Origin of the sequence: Massilia sp. TWR1-2-2, from assembly GCF_049897565.1 — a bacterium.
In the GTDB taxonomy this organism is placed as follows: Bacteria; Pseudomonadota; Gammaproteobacteria; order Burkholderiales; family Burkholderiaceae_D; genus JAFCUW01.
On sequence record NZ_JAFCWM010000057.1, the window covers coordinates 1 to 15,932 of the forward strand.

General features: G+C 61.9%; 15 protein-coding genes and 1 tRNA gene. 6 read left to right on the forward strand and 10 right to left on the reverse strand.

Going from position 1 to position 15,932, the window contains the following annotated elements; genetic code table 11:
- Positions 1-339: 339 nt before the first annotated feature.
- Positions 340-654, reverse strand: coding sequence for a helix-turn-helix domain-containing protein (locus ACP7DD_RS25520; protein ID WP_426178085.1), 315 nt, complete (start codon positions 652-654; stop codon positions 340-342).
- Positions 651-995 carry a toxin gene (locus ACP7DD_RS25525; protein WP_426178087.1) on the reverse strand — a complete coding sequence of 115 codons (345 nt, stop codon included), beginning with the start codon at positions 993-995 and terminating at the stop codon, positions 651-653. Before ACP7DD_RS25525 ends, ACP7DD_RS25520 begins: the two co-directional genes overlap by 4 nt.
- Positions 996-1,456: 461 nt before the next feature.
- Between ACP7DD_RS25525 and ACP7DD_RS25530 the strand changes: the two genes are divergently transcribed.
- The 3 genes from ACP7DD_RS25530 (at position 1,457) to ACP7DD_RS25540 (ending at position 3,971) form a co-directional block, all read left to right on the forward strand.
- Positions 1,457-2,221, forward strand: a complete 765-nt coding sequence (locus tag ACP7DD_RS25530) for a DNA-binding protein (protein ID WP_426178089.1) — start codon at positions 1,457-1,459, stop codon at positions 2,219-2,221.
- A 473-nt stretch (positions 2,222-2,694) separates the two neighbouring features.
- Positions 2,695-3,027 carry a helix-turn-helix domain-containing protein gene (locus ACP7DD_RS25535; protein WP_426178091.1) on the forward strand — a complete coding sequence of 111 codons (333 nt, stop codon included), beginning with the start codon at positions 2,695-2,697 and terminating at the stop codon, positions 3,025-3,027.
- A 17-nt stretch (positions 3,028-3,044) separates the two neighbouring features.
- Positions 3,045-3,971, forward strand: a complete 927-nt coding sequence (locus tag ACP7DD_RS25540) for a tyrosine-type recombinase/integrase (RefSeq protein WP_426178092.1) — start codon at positions 3,045-3,047, stop codon at positions 3,969-3,971.
- 6 nt (positions 3,972-3,977) lie between these two features.
- On the opposite strand, the gene ACP7DD_RS25545 is transcribed toward ACP7DD_RS25540, so the two are convergent.
- From ACP7DD_RS25545 to ybiB, 8 genes are all read right to left on the reverse strand, one after another.
- Positions 3,978-4,056, reverse strand: a tRNA-Ile gene (locus ACP7DD_RS25545).
- A gap of 100 nt (positions 4,057-4,156) precedes the next feature.
- Entirely contained in the window at positions 4,157-6,361 is a 2,205-nt protein-coding gene (rpoD, locus tag ACP7DD_RS25550; protein ID WP_426178094.1) for an RNA polymerase sigma factor RpoD, read from the reverse strand.
- A 491-nt stretch (positions 6,362-6,852) separates the two neighbouring features.
- Positions 6,853-8,649, reverse strand: coding sequence for a DNA primase (gene dnaG / locus ACP7DD_RS25555; RefSeq protein WP_426178096.1), 1,797 nt, complete (start codon positions 8,647-8,649; stop codon positions 6,853-6,855).
- A gap of 127 nt (positions 8,650-8,776) precedes the next feature.
- Entirely contained in the window at positions 8,777-9,226 is a 450-nt protein-coding gene (locus tag ACP7DD_RS25560) for a GatB/YqeY domain-containing protein (protein ID WP_426178097.1), read from the reverse strand.
- A 124-nt stretch (positions 9,227-9,350) separates the two neighbouring features.
- Positions 9,351-9,563, reverse strand: coding sequence for a 30S ribosomal protein S21 (gene rpsU, locus ACP7DD_RS25565; RefSeq protein WP_008451879.1), 213 nt, complete (start codon positions 9,561-9,563; stop codon positions 9,351-9,353).
- Positions 9,564-9,689: 126 nt separating this feature from the next.
- Positions 9,690-10,901, reverse strand: a complete 1,212-nt coding sequence (locus ACP7DD_RS25570; protein ID WP_426178099.1) for an NAD(P)/FAD-dependent oxidoreductase — start codon at positions 10,899-10,901, stop codon at positions 9,690-9,692.
- A 71-nt stretch (positions 10,902-10,972) separates the two neighbouring features.
- Positions 10,973-11,746, reverse strand: a complete 774-nt coding sequence (gene cobA / locus ACP7DD_RS25575; RefSeq protein ID WP_426178101.1) for a uroporphyrinogen-III C-methyltransferase — start codon at positions 11,744-11,746, stop codon at positions 10,973-10,975.
- A complete protein-coding gene (ybiB, locus tag ACP7DD_RS25580; RefSeq protein WP_426178103.1) occupies positions 11,730-12,719 on the reverse strand; it encodes a DNA-binding protein YbiB in 990 nt (329 codons plus the stop codon). Before ybiB ends, cobA begins: the two co-directional genes overlap by 17 nt.
- Before the next feature lie 115 nt (positions 12,720-12,834).
- Here ybiB and ACP7DD_RS25585 point away from each other — a divergent pair, with 115 nt between their 5' ends.
- From ACP7DD_RS25585 to ACP7DD_RS25595, 3 genes are all read left to right on the forward strand, one after another.
- Positions 12,835-14,334, forward strand: a complete 1,500-nt coding sequence (locus ACP7DD_RS25585; protein WP_426178105.1) for a DUF4331 domain-containing protein — start codon at positions 12,835-12,837, stop codon at positions 14,332-14,334.
- 12 nt (positions 14,335-14,346) lie between these two features.
- The gene (locus ACP7DD_RS25590) at positions 14,347-14,562 is read left to right on the forward strand and encodes a hypothetical protein (RefSeq protein ID WP_426178106.1); all 216 of its coding nucleotides are present in this window, start codon (positions 14,347-14,349) and stop codon (positions 14,560-14,562) included.
- A 96-nt stretch (positions 14,563-14,658) separates the two neighbouring features.
- Positions 14,659-15,750 (forward strand): 3-deoxy-7-phosphoheptulonate synthase, encoded by a 1,092-nt coding sequence (locus ACP7DD_RS25595; RefSeq protein ID WP_426178108.1) that lies wholly within the window; start codon positions 14,659-14,661, stop codon positions 15,748-15,750.
- Positions 15,751-15,932: the final 182 nt, after the last annotated feature.

Consider the following 15,932-nt stretch of genomic DNA (forward strand, 5'->3'; position numbering starts at 1 on the left):
CCTCGGCGCTCTCGCGTTCTTCAATATGTTTTACCGCTGGCGACATCTGGGTTTCCATGTGATTGCAACTTCCTTAATTAGCTGGATGAAGTTGTCTCACAGTAGTTTGACACAGGGGGATCGCGCTCGACTCCGACGACTGGGACCGCTACTTCGGCACAGGCCTCGTTAAGCTTTGACGAGTCCGTTCCATCAAGTCTTAGTCAACAACCGTTCGTCAGAAAATGTTCGCATATCGTGGGACGCGGCCTCCATCCCCGTCAGTGCGTCACGCCCTTAATTCAGCGAGCGACAGTGGCAGGAAGTGAAACAGCGCGGAATAGCGATCCGGCACAAGACCTATAAAGTGGCGATCTCGTCGAGCAACTCGGGATGAAGATCCACCAGTCGCAACAGAATCGCTGCCTGGGCGTTGGGTTTGGACCGACCCTGCTCCCAGTTAGCGATCGTCTTCGCTTCGGTCCTGAACCGTCGTGCGAAAACAGGCTGCGATACGTTGAGTTTGGTACGGACCCGAATAACCTCGGCCGCAGTCATTTCCAGGGCGGGCCTGTACTCGACCGTGTCCTTTCGGAGCGTGACCTTGCCTTCCCGCTCACCAGCAAGTGCGTCGAAGCCCTCTTCCAGCTCCGCGAACAAATTCCGTTTGGTCATTTTTTACTCCTTGCTTCCATTTCACGGTTCAGCATAGCGGAGAGTGCCTTTCGCTCAGCCGTTGACAAATCGGCAGCCTCATCCTTATCGTACAGAGTGAACAGCCAGAACTGTTCGGCAGCGACGCGCCAGTAGTAAATCACCCGCAACCCGCCACGCTTACCCTTGCCGCGGCTACGATCGGCGTAACGAAGCTTCCGCAGCCCGCCTGTACCGGCAATAACATCCCGTGCCTCAGGATGCTTCATCAATTCATTCTGTAATTCACGATAGGCCTGGTCGTCGAGATAGTCCGCGCGATGGCGGAGAAACGGAGGTAGTTCGACAAAAGTGGCTCGCATCTCATTATACCTAAGTGAACTTCGAACTATACGCAAGTTGCGCATAGTATGTGGTTCACACAGGTCATCTTAAAGTCGTGATCCGGCCGGATATTACGATTGGCCAAGGTTCCGACCCTCCGCTAGCGGCAGCCTCAGCGAGCCAGGCTTTAAACCGACGTTGTCGGCAGGGCTTTTTCCCTGATGAGCCAAGGAGAAAACGGGGCGCCAATCCGCCCCGTCCGAATGGCTCCACTTGAGTGCTCGTCAGCGGGCGGGCCCAAGCAGTTAGCCAAGCACAGAGATGACGTCACCAATAGCGGCGGGTACGCGCCGCAGTAGGCCCTTTATCGTAACGTAACGCATAACGTAACAAACCATAACGCATCGAAATTTCACAACGCCCTGATATTGCTCAACAACCGGTTTACGTTTCGACTTGATGATCGATCGTAACGTAACGATTCATAACGGGGATTCGAATGGGACGCGAAGCCAAGATCACGTACGAACAGGTCGCCGCCGCCGCCGATGCCATGTGCGCCGCCAATATCAGGCCTTCGTCGCGCACGCTGCGTGAGCGGCTCGGCAACACCGGCAGCATGGGCACGATCAACCGATTGCTACAGGAATGGAAGGCCACCCAGGAGCGTCAGCTGGTGCAGCCGCTCACGCTGCCGCCGGTCCTGCAGCGGGCAATCCTGGACTTCATGGCGCAGGAGCTGGCCACCGCGAAGGCACTGCTCGAATCCACGTTGGCGGAGCAGCGGCAGGAGATGGCGGATCTGGCGATCGAGAACGAACGCCAAGGGGCAGATATCGAGGATAGGATCCAGGCCGAGGTCGTACTGCGCGCCGATCTGGCGACATTGCAGGGGCGGATCGCGCAAACGGAGGGCGAACTGACCCACGCCAGGCGCGAGACAAGGAACGAGCGTGAGGACGCCGCCAAGGCCCGCATCGATCTGGCCAAGGCGCTGCTTCGGCTTGAAGCGATGCCTCGCCTGGAAGCCGATCTCGCAGCGCTGCGCGAGGAATTAAAAACCGAACACCAGGATCGGACGGCCGCGACACAGGAGGCCGCCGTTCTTGAAGCGAAGCTCGACGCGGCGCGCGAGCGGGCAGCCCAAGCTGAGGCGTTCGGCGCCGAAGTGAGGGCCGCGGCGATTAGCCGTGATGCCACGCGGCGCGAGGCGGCCCGGGTGGACGGTGCCGACCGCCGCCGCAGGTCAGAGCAGAAAATCTAATGTCGCTGCCGCGGACGCGCCACAGGTAATGGTGCCAAAAATAATCGGCCTCGACGCCCAGCTTTGAGCCCCCCAGCCGTCGCTCTGGAGGAGCGCCGGAGACGCGCAGGGGTTCGCCCTCGCGGGCGACCTCGCCTTCGCTCGGCTCAAATCGCCCCTGCCGGCAGATCGTGGACTGGTTGATTGCCTGCACATGAACGGCTTTAGGATGGTCGCGTAACGCGCGTTGGCCCACGATGCAAAATCGTCCGACGGCGGGTTCGTTTCACTCGCCTGCTGCTGTTGCCACCGAACTCCGCCTGCGGCGAGTCGCTACTGCCACTCGATGTCGCAACTGGATACGAGCTCAGCATTATTTCTTATCAAATAGCAAAACCCGGCAGCACTACCGCTGCGGCTGGTCAATTTTGATATCAAAATAGCAATCCAATATAGATGGCGATTCCTTTCTCGTTTGAAAATATAGTTACCACATGGACACATTGAACCTGGCTCAGGCAAGCACATTCCTGCATATGCACCGCGAGGAGGTTAGGAAGCGCGCCAAGCAAGGTCGGCTTCCTGCGGCAAAAATCGGCCGCGCATGGGTTTTTCTAGAGGATGACCTTGTTGACTTCATTCGTGCGAATTATTCTGAAAGTCGGCAAGCGTTGCAAGTGACACTTAGAAAGGAGCAAGCATCATGTCACTCTACAAACGCAGCAATACCTGGTGGGTCTGATTTACAACCCCGTCAGGAGAGCGAGTTAGACGCTCTACTCAAACAAGTGACAAAAAATCGGCGGAAAATTTCCACGACCAGCTAAAGGCTGAAAGCTGGCGCGTGGAGAAGCTAGGCGAAAAACCCAAGTACACCTGGGACGACGCAGCGTACAAATGGATTATGGAAACGAAGCACAAACGTTCTCACAATGACGACGTCGCAAAGATCGGATGGTTGCATCAGTTCTTTCGCGGCAAACTGCTCACGTCGATCACCCGCGACCAACTCATTGCGATCGCAGAACGCAAACGCATCGAAGCCAGCGCTTCGACGGCAAACCGCTATATGGCGCTGATGAGGGCGATCCTCCGACGCGCCAGGGACGAATGGGAATGGATCGACAAGGCGCCCAAGGTAAAGATGTACAAAGAAGTGCGCCGGCGCGTTCGATGGATAACCCCAGAGCAGGTCCAGGCGTTGATGGCGGAGTTGATGCCGCACCAGCAAGACTTAACGCTGCTTGCTCTTGCAACGGGGCTGCGCCAATCGAATGTGCACAAGTTGACCTGGGAGCAGGTCGACCTCGTTCGCAGAACGGCTTGGATTCCGGCCGACGAAGCCAAAAATGGCGAGGACATCCACGTATCGCTGAGCCAGTTTGCCGTTGAGTTATTGCAGCGGCAGCTCGGCAAACATCCAACTCGTGTGTTCACTCGCGCTGGGCATCCGATTAGCCAGGTCAACACGAAGAGCTGGCGCGATGCCGTCGCTCGAGCCGGGATACAGAATTTCCGCTGGCACGACCTTCGTCACACCTGGGCGAGCTGGCTGATCCAGAATGGCACGCCGATGTACGACCTGCAGGAAATGGGTGGTTGGAAGTCGGCAGATATGGTCCGGCGCTATGCACACTTGGGTCCAGCGCAGATGTCACTTCACGCAGAAATTGTCGGCAAGATACTAAAAGCCACAATACTGACACAAACGGATGAGGTCGCGGACGAAAAAAAAGGGCGGGCATCGAGCCAACCCTTTGATTGTACGTAGAAAATCTGGTGGGCCTCCCGTGAGTCGAACACGGCACCAACGGATTATGAGTCCGCTGCTCTAACCAAGCATGAGCTAGAGGCCCGAAATGGGTGCGGCGGGAGATACGCATCTCGCCACCGTCCGGCACAGGTCCGGAACGAAGTGGCGAGAGGATATTGCTTTTGCCCTCACGCCGTCAAGCCTTAGTTTCCTTCGAGGAAGCTCTTCAGCTTGTCGGAGCGCGATGGGTGACGCAGCTTGCGCAGCGCCTTCGCTTCGATCTGGCGGATACGCTCGCGCGTGACGTCGAACTGCTTGCCCACTTCTTCCAGTGTGTGGTCAGTCGACATCTCGATGCCGAAGCGCATGCGCAGCACCTTTGCCTCGCGCGGGGTCAGCGAATCGAGCACGTCCTTGACGACGCCGCGCATCGACGCGTGCAAGGCGGCATCCGATGGCGCCAGCGTATTGTTGTCTTCGATGAAGTCGCCCAGGTGGGAGTCGTCATCATCGCCAATCGGCGTTTCCATCGAGATCGGCTCTTTGGCGATCTTCATGATCTTTCGGATTTTGTCTTCCGGCATTTCCATCTTGATCGCCAGCGTTGCCGGATCGGGCTCGGCGCCGGTTTCCTGCAAGATCTGGCGCGAGATGCGGTTCATCTTGTTGATCGTCTCGATCATGTGCACGGGAATACGGATCGTGCGCGCCTGGTCGGCGATCGAACGGGTGATCGCCTGGCGGATCCACCACGTGGCGTACGTCGAAAACTTGTAGCCGCGGCGATATTCAAACTTGTCGACCGCCTTCATCAGGCCGATGTTGCCTTCCTGGATCAGGTCGAGGAATTGCAGGCCGCGGTTGGTGTATTTCTTGGCGATCGAAATTACCAGGCGTAAGTTGGCCTCGGTCATTTCGCGCTTGGCCTTGCGCGCCTTCATTTCGCCGGCCGCCATCTGGCGGTTGATGTTGCGCAGGTCCGGCAGCGGCAGCACGACGCGCGCTTGCAGGTCGATCAGGCGCTGCTGCAGTTCCCTGATGGTCGGGATGTTGCGGCCGAGGATGGCGCTGTACGCGTGGCCCGCGTTGACTTCGCCGTCGACCCATTCCAGGTTCGTCTCGTTGCCCGGGAATACCTTGATGAAGTGGGCGCGCGGCATGCCGCACTTGTTCACCGCGACGTCGAGAATCTGTTTTTCGATGTGGCGCACTTCGTCGACCTGGCCGCGCAAGGTGTCGCACAGTTTCTCGACGACTTTGGCCGTGAAGCGAATGCCGAGCAGCTCGTTGGAAATGGTCTCCTGCGCCTTGACGTAGGCTTTCGAGTTGTAGCCGTCCTTCTCGAACGCCTTGCGCATCTTGTCGAACTGCACCGAGATGATCTCGAACTTCTCGAGCGCCTGCACCTTCAGCGCTTCGAGTTGCTCCGCCGAGAAACCGGCCGCGCCCGATGCATTGTTTTCCTCTTCTTCGACTTCTTCCTCTTCGTCACCTTCTTCGTCGTCATCGTCGTCATCCGACGCCGCCGGCGGCGCCACGACGGCCGGACCGTCTTCCGAATCGACCATGCCGTCGACGATTTCGTCGATCTTGGTTTCGTCGTTCTGGATGCGGATGGCGGCGGAAATGATTTCGGCGATCGTCACCGGGCAGGCGGAAATGGCCTGGATCATGTCCTTCAGGCCGTCTTCGATGCGCTTGGCAATTTCGATCTCGCCTTCGCGGGTCAGCAGCTCGACCGAGCCCATCTCGCGCATGTACATGCGGACCGGGTCGGTGGTGCGGCCAAAGTCGGAGTCGACCGTCGACAGCGCCGCTTCGGCGGCCGCTTCGGCTTCGTCGTCGCTGGTGACGGTGGCAACGTTGTCGGTCAGCAGCAGCGACTCGGCGTCCGGCGCGTGCTCGTAGACGGCGATGCCCATGTCGTTGAAGGTGCCGATGATGCCTTCGATCGCTTCCGGATCGACGATGTTCTCGGGCAGGTGGTCGTTGATCTCGGCGTACGTGAGGAAGCCACGTTCCTTGCCGAACTTGATCAGGGTCTTCAGTTTGTTGCGGCGGCGCTCGAGTTCCTCCTCGCTCGCTTCGGTATCCGACGAGAACGCGTCTTTCAGCAACGCCTTTTCCTTGGCCTTGCGGTCCTTCGCCTTGGCCTTGTCGACGGCCTTCAGTTCGGCACGCTCGACGGCGTTGAGCGCGGCGACTTCGTCGTTCTCGGGCTGGAATTCTTTCGGCTTGCGGCCGCGCCGGCCGGGCACCTTCACCGACGGCAAGACGTAGCCGGACGTGTCGATCGCCGCCAGGGTGGCGGCGTCGGTGGTCTGGCTAACGGCAGGCGTGCCCGAGACAGGCGCGGTCGGCGCGCGCGCTTCGGCCTTGTCTTGCGCTTTGTCTGCTTTGGCGGACATTTTGATTGGCGTTTCAACCACTTGGGATTCGGGTTTCTTGATTGGCACAGGCGCTTTCGATGTCACAACGACTATAGAGTAAGTTTGTTGCCGCCCTTGCGGGCCTACGTCTCCTGGCCGGCCCTCGCAGGCCCACCCGGCACTACCGCATTCAACCATCTTCACTGCATCCTGCAGGCACCCTCCACGCTGCCGTTTTCCGCAGAAGTATTTCCCTGCAGAACAGCGGCGGATGGGGGCGTAGACCACGTGGTTGCGGAGCGAACTGATGTTCGCCTTCCGAGGGCAAAACGCCCTGTTCGCAACCCAAGCCGGCCCTGGCCGCCGGCGCCATCTCGCGCGCCGATCAAGAGCCTGACTGTCGAAGATACTGTGCCCACGCGAAACGACAAAACGCTTTGTAAGAACACAATACTTATCGTTTTATTATAGCACGCACCCCAACTTTTTCCAGTCTCGGCAACCCCTTGAACGAGAGCAACATCCCATCCTCAACGGGCAGCTTTTTCCGCATCTTCTTCCGCTTTCAGCTGGTTCTGGATCGCCGTGATTTCGCGGTACCGGATACCTATCTGATCTGAGGTCAGTCCCTTTGAAAACAACTGGTTCAACTCCCGTTTTAATGCATCGGCCTTGAGCTGCCTCACGGTGGCGACGAGCCACATCTTGACGCTGTCGACGTCCGATTCCGGCTCGGAAGCGATCTCGGCGATCAACGAGTCGTATTCCACGCTCGATTCCTTCAATTGCTGAGACAACGCCGCGAAGCCGCCGTTCGGTCCGAGCGCCTGTCCGGCCGCCACCAATTGGCGCAACCGCTCGGCCGACTCGGGGCCGAAGTGGTCGAAAGACTGCAATGCCGCATCGTCGAGCTCCACGCACAGTGGCGGGTGGGCCACAAGATGACGCAGGATCTGCAACTCCAGCCCCACCGGTTGCGGGCGCCCCTGGCGCGGTGGCGCCCGGCGCGCGACCGATACCGGCTTGGCCAGTTCAAATAACGCTTCAATCTCGGCCGGGGTTGACTGGGTGATGCTGGCCAGGCCGCGCACGATCTGCAGGCGCAGCGACGACGGCGCCATCGATTGCAGCAGCGGCTTCGCGTCGAACTGGGCGCGGGCGCGTCCTTCCGGCGTGGACAGATCGTGCTCGCCGGCCGCTTCGCGCAGCAGAAATTGCGACAGCGGCATGGCCTCGTGGATTTCTTGCTCGAACGCCTCGAAGCCGCGCTCGCGCACGAAGCTGTCCGGGTCGTGCTCGCTCGGCAGGAACAGGAACTTGATGGTCTTGTTGTCCGTTACCTGCGGCAGGCACGCTTCCAGTGCACGGCGGGCGGCCTTGCGCCCGGCGCGGTCGCCGTCAAAGCTGAAGATCACGGTGTCGGTCTGGCGCAACAGTTTTTGCACGTGGGTCGATGTGCAGGCGGTGCCGAGCGTGGCCACCGCTTGCGGAAAGCCCAGCTGCGCCAGCGCCACCACGTCCATGTAACCTTCGGTCACCAGCACGTAGCCGGCGTCGCGGATCGCCTGGCGCGCTTCGAACAGGCCGTACAGCTCGTAACCTTTTTGAAACAACGGCGTTTCCGGCGAGTTCAGGTATTTCGGTTCGCCCTGGTCGAGCACGCGCCCGCCAAAGCCGATGACCTGGCCTTTGGTGTTGCGGATCGGGAACATGATGCGTTCGCGGAAACGGTCGTAGCGCTTCTTGTTGCTGCCGTCCTCGTCGACCTTGTCGATGACCAGGCCCGACTCCACCAGCGCCAGCGCATCGTAATCGGGGAACACCGCTTTCAGGCCGTCCCAGCCGCTCGGCGCGTAGCCCATGCTGAAGCGAGCGGCCACTTCGCCGGTCAGGCCGCGGTTCTTCAGGTAGGCGATGGCGTTGTCGGCGCCGCGCAGCTGGCCGCGGTAAAAGTCGCTGGCCTGGGTCATGGCATCGGTCAGCGCCATTGCCTGGGCCTGGATGGCCGCGCGCTGCGCCGGCGGAATCTTGTCGTCCGCGTCGGGCACCACCATGCCGACGTTCTGCGCCAGGTCTTTGACCGCGTCGACGAAGCCCATGCCGGAGTATTCGATCAGGAAGCCGATCGACGTGCCATGCGCGCCGCAGCCGAAGCAGTGGTAAAACTGCTTGGTCGGGCTGACCGTGAAGCTGGGGGACTTTTCGTTGTGGAACGGGCACAGGCCCATGAAGTTGGCGCCGCCCTTTTTCAGCTGGACGTAGCGACCGACCACGTCGACGATGTCGACCCGGTTAAGCAAATCGGTAATAAATGATTGTGGAATCACGTTGGATGAACAGTCTTTGTCTAAAGTCAGACTATACCGCCGGGACCGCGTCAGGTTGACTTAAAACAACTGACGCGTTGGCCCGGGGTCCGACCCTTTGAAAGCAAAACCGGGTCTGACCCCAACCTCAGGCGCCGGACAGCGCCTTTTTGATCATGGTCGATACCAGACCCATGTCGGTACCTTTTGGCATTTTCGGCTTGATGATCGCCATGACCTTGCCCATGTCCTGCGGGCCCGCGGCGCCGGAGGCGGCCACGGCGTCGGCGACCGCCGCGCTGATCTGCGCTTCCGACAGGCCGGCCGGCATGTAGGCCTCCAGCACGACCAGCTCGGCTTTTTCGATGTCGGCCAGGTCGGAACGGTTGCCCGCCTCGAACTGGGCGATCGAATCCTTGCGCTGCTTGATCATCTTTTCGATGATCGCCAGCGCCTGGTCGTCGTTGACGTCGATGCGCTCGTCGACTTCCTTGCGCTTGATTTCGGCGATGATCAGGCGAATCGTGCCCAGCTTGCCCGCCGCTTTGGCGCGCATCGCCGCTTTCATGTCGTCGGTGATCTGTTCTTTCAAGCTCATGTCATCCTCGTTTCGAAAGCTATAAATAGCAAAACCCGCTGCGGTAAACCGGAGCGGGCCTGCGACGCATCAGACCATGAATCCGGACAGGCCATCGCCGTACCGGATCACTGGACCAGCTATCTTAGAATAATTTCTTAGGCAGTTGTTGGCTGCGAATGCGCTTGTAATGACGCTTCACAGCAGCTGCCAGCTTGCGCTTGCGCTCAGCCGTTGGCTTTTCGTAGAACTCGCGTGCGCGCAGTTCTGTCAGCAGACCGGTTTTTTCGATGGTGCGCTTGAAGCGACGCATTGCGACTTCGAACGGCTCGTTTTCTTTAAGGCGAATAGTGGTCATGTAAAAATCAAACCGTTAGATTAGGGGAAGAACGAGATTCTAGCAGCATTTGGCAAGCAGGGGAAGCTTTTCGCCAAGCTGTTTCGAGACAGCCACATGCGCCGGGCCCGCTTTTGCCCCGCGCCGCTAGGCAATCGCGGTGCCCGCCGCCACCGCTGACGCCCATGCCCACTGGAAATTGTAGCCGCCCAGCCAGCCAGTGACGTCGACCGCTTCGCCGATGAAATACAGACCCGGCACCTTGGTCGCCATCATCGTTTGCTGCGACAGTTCGCGCGTGTCGACGCCGCCCAGGGTCACTTCGGCCTTGCGGTAGCCTTCCGAGCCGGCCGGCACGATCGACCAGCGGTTGATGGCGTCGCCCAGCTTGCGCAGCCTGGCGTCCTGCATGTCGGCCAGGCGCGCGTCGAGGGCGATGCCGTTGGCGTCGAGCAAGCCTTCGGCCAGGCGCGCGGGCAGCCATTGCGACAGCACGTTGCCCATCTGCTTCTTGAACGTGCCCTTGCCTTCGATCAGCGTTTCCGCCACGTCCATGTCGGGCAGCAGGTTGACGATAATCGGCGTGCCGGGCGTCCAGTAGCTGGAAATTTGCAGGATGGCCGGGCCGGACAGGCCGCGGTGGGTGAACAGCAGGTCTTCGCGGAACTTGCCCTTGAGCGCGGTCTTGCCCTTGCCGGAACCCGTTTCGACTTCCACTTCGAGGGCGATGCCGGCCAGCGGCGCGAACGTTTCCCAGCTCGGGCCGTCGAAGGTCAGCGGCACCAGGCCAGGGCGCGGCTCGACCAGCGCGAGGCCGAACTGGGTGGCGAGCTGGTAGCCGAAGTCGGTGGCGCCGATCTTCGGGATCGACAGGCCGCCGGTGGCGATGACGACGTTGTCGGCATCGATGTCGCCGGTGTCGGTCGACAGCAGGAAGCGTTCGGGGAATTGCTCGACCGATTCGACCTTGGTCGGCATGCGCCATTCGACGCCGCCGGCGGCGCACTCGGCCTTGAGCATCTGGATGATCTGTTCGGCCGATTCGTCGCAGAACAGCTGGCCGCGGTGCTTCTCGTGGTAGCCGATGCGGTGTTTCTTGACCAGCGCGATGAAGTCGCTCGGCGTGTAGCGCGACAACGCGCTCTTGGCGAAGTGCGGGTTGGCCGACAGGAAATTGGCCGGCGCCGTGTTCACGTTGGTGAAATTGCAGCGGCCGCCGCCGGAGATGCGGATCTTTTCGGCCAGCTTCTCGGCGTGGTCGATCAGCACGACGCGCTTGCCGCGCTGGGCCGCGACGGCCGCGCACATCATGCCGGCGGCGCCGGCGCCGATCACCGCTACATCAAATTGTTTTGCCATGGTTGCTGCCGATTCCGCTGATCACTTAAAGCGTGATTGTAAACTGCGCGGAGGCAAGTGCGACAGATCGATCAGCCTACGGCTTCGGCCTGCCTGGGATTGCCGGCCACATCGGCGCAGCGCACCACGTCGCCGACGACGATGATGCTCGGGCTGCCCAGTCCAGACAGCAACAGGTCGTCCGCCAGCGCGGCCAGCGTTGTCAAGAGATGCGCTTGGCCGCTGCCGGTGGCCGACTCGATCACCGCCACCGGCGTCGTGCCGGCCTTGCCGCCGGCCAGCAGCGCCGCCTGGATCTGCAGGCACCTGGCCACGCCCATATAGATCACCAGCGTCAGCCCGGTCTGGGCCAGCAGGCCCCAGTCCGGCGTGCGCGCGGCGCCGTGCTCATCCTGCCGCTCGTGCCCGGTGACGAAGATCGCGCCCGAGCTCCAGTCGCGGTGCGTCAGCGGCACGCCGATCGCCGACGGCGCCGCCAGCCCGCTGCTGATGCCGTTGACGACTTCGACCTCGACGCCGGACGCCATCAGAAACGCGCGCTCTTCCCCACCGCGCCCGAAGACGAACGGATCGCCGCCCTTGAGCCGCACGACGCGCCGCCCGGCTTGCGCCTCGGACACCATCAGCCGCTCGATGAACGCCTGCGCCGTCGACTTGCAGCCGCCGCGCTTGCCGACGTGAATCACGCGCGCCGACGCCGGCGCGTGCGCGAGGATGTCCGCGTTGACGAGGTCATCGACCAGCAGCACGTCGGCGCCGGCAATCGCCTTCACCGCTTTCAGCGTCAATTGTTCAGGATCGCCAGGCCCCGCGCCCACCAGCCATACCTTACCTGTGCTCTCCATGATGCCCGCCCGTGTTCGCTTGTAATGCCTTTGAAACTAGCAAGCACTGTGCCACTTGCGCCGTGATCGAGGCCGGCACCGGCTCTTCACCCCGCAGCGCGCGGGTAATCCAGGCCGCGGTGGTGGCCGCATCGCGGTCGGCCGGCGCCTCCGCCAAGTCGTCCGTTGGTGCGTCCCGCTGCACCAGGATGGTGCGTTCACCGCCATGAAACCAGTCGATCTGCTGGGCGCGGTTGGCATTGGCGACCGTTTCGCCCTCGGTGCCACGCATCAGGAAAGCGTCGCCACGCTCTGGCGGCGCCGCACCGATGAAATATTCGCCCAGCATTTCCAGATACTCGGGATGGGTGTACGACACCAGGCGCAAGGCCGGCCCCTGGAACGGTTGCAAAATCTTCACCAGCGTGTGCGTCGAGTTGCGCACGCCAAGCACGCGGCGCAGCGCCAGCAGGCGCGCCATTTTCGGCGCCAGCACCTCGATCGGCAAGAAGCTCGGCTGGCGCTGCACGTGCGCCGCCTGCATGTCGGCCAGGCTGGCGGCGAGCGGCATGCCCATCGCCTCGAGGATTTCGGCGGTGGTGACGCGCCCGGGATCGCGCGTGACGCCATGCACCAGCACCGGCACGCCTTCGCGCGCGAGCAGCATTGCCAGCAGCGGGGTCAGGTTGGCCATCTTGCGCGCGCCGTTGTAACTGGGGATCAGCACCGGCGCGTAATCACCTTGCGGGGCCGGCAGCAGCGCAAGGGAAGCTTCGGACGCATCGAGAAAGCCGCCGATCTCGTCGACCGACTCGCCCTTGATGCGCATTGCCATCACGACGGCGCCCATTTCGAGGTCGGACACGCGCCCGTCCAGCATGGCCGCGTACAGCGCGCGCGCGTCATCGCGCGACATGCTGCGCGAGCCGTTCTTGCCGCGGCCGATCTCCTTGATCAGGTAGGCTGCCGCGAATTTCTCTTGTAATGTATTCATAGTCCCAAGCTTACACCGACACGCGCCTTTTCTTCTCGCGTAGCTGATGCGCGGCCAAGGCCATCCAATCGTGCGCGACCCAGAATGGGTTAACCAACCATTCGAGGAGGCCGACATGTCAACATTCAAAATGGCGACGATCACCACACTCGTCGCCGCCAACCTGCTCGCGCTTGGCGTTGCGGCGCCGGCGTCGGCGTCGAGCCACCGCGAGGCGCCGTTCATCACCCGCGTTCCCAAGGTCGACGCCACCGACTTCTACCTGTTCCGCAGCTACCAGCCGGAGCGCAGCGCCTACACCACGCTGGTCGCCAACTACATTCCGCTGCAGGATGCCTACGGCGGCCCGAATTTCTTCTCGATGGACCCGGACGCCCTCTACGAGATCCACATCGACAACACCGGCGACGGCAAGGAAGACCTGACGTTCCAGTTCCGCTTCACCAACACCAACAGGGACGCCAAGTTCAGCGTCGGCGGCAAGCAGGTGTCGATCCCGCTGATCATCAACGGCGGCCCGATCGACACTGCCAATCCAGCCGGACTCAACGTGCGCGAAACCTACACCGTTACCAGCGTCCGCGGCGACCGCCGCGCTGGCACTCGCGAGCGCGTCACCAACGCCGACGGCGGCGCCACCGCCTTCGACAAGCCGGTCGACAACATCGGCAACAAGTCGATCCCCAACTACAGCACGTACGCCGGCCGCCACGTCTACAACATCAACATTCCCGCCTGCACCCAGCCGGCGCGCATGTTCGTCGGCCAGCGCAAGGACTCGTTTGCCGTCAACCTCGGTGAGACGTTCGACCTGGTCAACTACCGCTTCCCGGCGGTCGAGTTCAACCCGAATGCCGAGCGTTCCGCGCGCGATGACCTGGCCGACAAGAACGTCACCTCGCTCGAACTGGAAGTGCCGACCACCTGCCTGGCCAGCAGCGGCAAGCCGGTCATCGGCGGCTGGACCACCGCCAGCCTGCGCCAGGGCCGCCTGCTCAATCCGCAGCCTGGCGCCAGCGTCGGCGCGTCGCTCGAAGGCGGCCCGTGGGTGCAGGTGGCGCGCCTCGGCATGCCGATGGTGAACGAGGTCATCATCGGCCTCAAGCACAAGGACCGCTTCAACCACAGCAAGCCCGCCGCCGACGCCCAGTTCGCCGACTACGTCACCAACCCCACGCTGCCGGCGCTGATCGAAACGCTGTTCACCGCCGCCGGCGTCCGCGCGCCACGCAACTTCCCGAGCAACGACCTGGTCGCCACTTTCCTCACCGGCATTCCCGGCGTGAACCAGCCGCGCACGGTGACGCCGGCCGAGATGTTGCGCCTGAACACGTCGGTCGCCGCGGTCGTCGCCAGCGCCCAGAACCGGCTCGGTGTCATCGGCGGCGACAACGCCGGCTTCCCGAACGGGCGGCGGCCGGGCGACGACGTCGTCGACATCGAGCTGCGCGTTGCCATGGGCAAGCTGTGCACGCTCAATATCGGCTGCGCGCCGGCTGACGCGCCGTCCGGCACGGTGCAGTTCACGGATGGCGCCTTCCTCGACGTCAGCGCGTTCGACGACAGCTTCCCTTACCTCAAGACGCCGTCGCCGGGCTCACCGCGGCAGCCTTAACAGGAGTACATCATGAAAAAACTCAGCCTGATCGCCGCGCTGCTGCTGGCCAGCTGCAGCAGGGGCGACAACGACGTCCCGTTGCCACCGTTGCCGCCGCCGGCCGTCGATGCTTTCTATACGCAAGTGCTGGCGCAGATCGCCGTCTCGCCCGAAGATTCGGAAGCGGGCAATGTCGACGCGCTGGTGGCGACTGCGCCCGAGGACAGCGAGCCGCAGCAGCCGTGAGCAGGTGCGCCGGCGGCGGCATTTTGGCCGCCGGCCTGCAACTGTGGCCGATTAACGCTACACTGCTTGCACATAGTCACGCAGGGAAGCCGGAACATGATCACCCAGGATATCGAAAATACCAACGTCGAAAATGCCAACGTCACCTCGTTCGGGCGGATGCCTTCCCCGGTCGAGCTGCACGCCGCGTTGCCCTTGAGCCAGCGCGCGTTCGACACCGTCATGAAAGGCCGCGCGACGCTGCGCAACATCATCGACCGCAAGGACAAGCGCATGTTCGTCGTCGTCGGTCCCTGTTCGATCCATGATCCGGTGGCCGGCCTCGATTACGCCGCGCGCCTGCTCAAGCTGCAGGAAGAAGTCAAGGACACGATGCTGCTGGTGATGCGCGTGTACTTCGAAAAGCCGCGCACCACCACCGGCTGGAAGGGCTACATCAACGATCCGGACATGGACGACTCGTTCCGCGTCAACGAAGGCATGCAGAAGGCGCGCCAGTTCCTGCTCGACGTCTGCGAAATGGGCCTGCCGACCGCCACCGAGGCGCTCGATCCGATTTCGCCGCAGTACCTGGGCGACCTGATTGCGTGGACCGCGATCGGCGCGCGCACGACCGAGTCGCAGACGCACCGCGAGATGTCGTCCGGCTTGTCGACGCCGGTCGGCTTCAAGAATGGCACCGACGGCGACATCAGCATCGCCATCAACGCCATTTTGTCGTCGGCGCATCCGCACTCTTTCCTCGGCATTAATGGCGAAGGCAGCGTGTCGATCGTGCGCACCAGCGGTAACGCGTACGGCCACGTGGTGCTGCGCGGCGGCGATGGCCGGCCTAACTACGATTCGGTATCGGTGGCGATCGCCGAGCAGGCGCTCCACAAGGCGGGCCTGCCGGCCAACCTGGTGGTCGACTGCTCCCACGCGAACAGCTACAAGAAGCCGGAGCTGCAGCCGCTGGTGATGTCTGACGTGGTACAGCAGATCCGGCACGGTAACAAGTCGGTGGTCGGCGTGATGATCGAATCGAACATCGTCGGCGGCAACCAGAAGATCCCGGCCGACCTGTCGCAGCTCAAGTACGGTTGCTCGGTGACGGATGGCTGCATCGACTGGGCGTCGACCGAAACGATGCTGCGCGCCGCGCACGCCGAGCTGCTGCAACGGCCGCAAGCGTCAGCAGGGGTCTGACCCGTTTTTTGGGACTCGGCGTCCCCGTCCTACCCCGGATTCACAGGTGCCAACACAACCGGGGTCAGACCCTAATGCCGCTAAGTTAAGCTTTTTTTTCCTCAGTCGTCTTTTTCGTCAATCGTTTTTCGGGATAGCGCTGCGCTACTGCTTTAACGACCCGGGCGAACTTTCGTCCGGGT